The organism is Burkholderia alba (genome assembly GCF_034721475.1).
GTDB classification, from domain to species: Bacteria; Pseudomonadota; Gammaproteobacteria; order Burkholderiales; family Burkholderiaceae; genus Burkholderia; species Burkholderia alba.
This window is the reverse complement of the sequence record NZ_JAWJWL010000119.1, coordinates 1-2,266: the sequence shown is the minus strand read 5'-3', so window position 1 is coordinate 2,266 and position 2,266 is coordinate 1. Positions and strand designations below refer to the sequence as shown.

2 protein-coding genes are annotated in these 2,266 nt (G+C 68.4%); both read left to right on the top strand.

Annotated features, from left to right (window positions below):
• A partial coding sequence (locus RZR99_RS32660) for a CoA-acylating methylmalonate-semialdehyde dehydrogenase (RefSeq protein WP_323123809.1) occupies nucleotides 1–1,488 on the top strand: 1,488 nt, incomplete at its 5' end.
• Between the two features lie 12 nt (nucleotides 1,489–1,500).
• Nucleotides 1,501–2,266 (top strand): 3-hydroxyisobutyrate dehydrogenase (gene mmsB, locus RZR99_RS32655; protein ID WP_323123808.1); only part of this gene is annotated, 766 nt, incomplete at its 3' end.

The window sequence follows — 2,266 nt, the reverse complement described above, 5'->3', positions numbered from 1 at the left end:
ACGGTCAAGCTGCTGATCGACGGCGAATTCGTCGAGTCGGCCAGCACCGAATGGCGCGACATCGTCAATCCGGCGACGCAGCAGGTGCTGGCGCGCGTGCCGTTCGCGACCGTCGCCGAGGTGGATGCGGCGGTGCGCGCCGCGCAGGCCGCATTCGCGACCTGGAAGAACACGCCGATCGGCGCGCGGATGCGCATCATGCTGAAGTACCAGGCGCTGATCCGCGAGCATATGCCGCGCATCGCGAAGATCCTCACGGCCGAGCAGGGCAAGACGCTGCCCGACGCCGAAGGCGATATCTTCCGCGGCCTGGAGGTGGTCGAGCACGCCGCGTCGATCGGCACGCTGCAACAGGGCGAATTCGCGGAAAACGTCGCGGGCGGCGTCGATACCTACACGCTGCGCCAGCCGATCGGCGTCTGCGCCGGCATCACGCCGTTCAACTTCCCCGCGATGATTCCGCTGTGGATGTTCCCGATGGCGATCGTCTGCGGCAATACGTTCGTGCTGAAGCCGTCCGAACAGGATCCGATGTCGACGATGGCGCTCGTCGAGCTTGCGCTCGAAGCGGGCGTGCCCAAGGGCGTGCTGAATGTCGTGCACGGCGGCAAGGACGTGGTCGACGCGCTGTGCACGCACGAACGGGTGAAGGCGGTGTCGTTCGTCGGCTCGACGCATGTCGGCACGCACGTGTATCGTCTCGGCAGCGAGCACGGCAAGCGCGTGCAGTCGATGATGGGCGCGAAGAATCACGCGGTGGTGCTGCCCGATGCGAACCGCGAGCAGACGCTCAATGCGCTCGCCGGCGCGGGCTTCGGCGCGGCGGGACAGCGCTGCATGGCGACGTCGGTGGTCGTGCTGGTCGGCGCGTCGCAGCAGTGGGTGCCCGACTTGATCGAGAAGGCGAAGACGCTCAAGGTCAACGCGGGCCACGAAGCCGGCACCGACATCGGACCGCTCGTGTCGCGCGCCGCGAAGCAGCGCGTGCTCGGCCTGATCGACGCCGGCGTGAAGGCGGGCGCGACGCTCGCGCTCGACGGCCGTTCGGTGAAAGTGCCCGGTTACGAAGACGGCAATTTCATCGGCCCGACGGTCTTCACCGACGTCACGACCGACATGGAAATCTATACGACGGAGATCTTCGGACCGGTGCTGCTGGTGCTGACCGTGCCGACGCTCGACGATGCGATCGCGCTCGTCAACGCGAATCCGTTCGGCAACGGCGTCGGCCTGTTCACGCAGAGCGGCGCGGCGGCGCGCAAATTCCAGAGCGAGATCGACATCGGCCAGGTCGGGATCAACATTCCGATTCCGGTGCCGGTGCCGTTCTTCAGCTTCACCGGGTCGCGCGGCTCGAAGCTCGGCGATCTCGGGCCTTATGGCAAGCAGGTCGTGCAGTTCTATACGCAGACCAAGACCGTCACCGCGCGCTGGTTCGACGACGACGCGACGGCGGGCGCGGTCAATACGACGATTCGTCTGCACTGATCGGGAGGCACCATGAAAATCGGCTTTATCGGCCTGGGTCACATGGGCGCGCCGATGGCGCTCAATCTGCTGAAGGCGGGGCACGACGTGCACGCGTTCGATCTGAGCGAGGACGCGCTGCGGCTCGTGCGGGACGGCGGCGCGCAGGTGGCCGCGTCGCCGCGCGACGCGGCGGCGGGCGCGGCGTTCGTCGTGACGATGCTGCCTGCCGCGGCGCACGTGCGCACGGTGCTGACGGCGGCCGACGGCGTGCTGGCCGGGCTCGCGCCCGGCGCGCTGGTGATCGATTCGAGCACGATCGATCCGGCGAGCGCGCAGGCGTTCGGCGCGCTGGTGCGCGAGCACGGCGCGGCGTTCGTGGATGCGCCGGTGTCCGGCGGCACGGGCGGCGCGGCGGCGGGCACGCTGACCTTCATGGTCGGCGGCGAGGCGGCCGACTACGAGCGGGCGAAGCCCGTGCTGGCCGGGATGGGCAAGAACATCGTGCATTGCGGCCCGACCGGCATGGGGCAGGTCGCGAAGGTCTGCAACAATCTCGTGCTGGGCATCACGATGGCGGGCGTGTCGGAAGCGATGGCGCTGGGCGTCGCGCTCGGCATCGATCCGAAGGTGCTGGGCGGCATCATCAACACGTCGACCGGCCGCTGCTGGAGTTCCGATACCTACAACCCGTATCCGGGCGTGATCGACACCGCGCCGTCGTCGCGCGGCTATACGGGCGGCTTCGGCACCGACCTCATGCTGAAGGATCTGGGGCTCGCGAACGACGCGGCGAAGC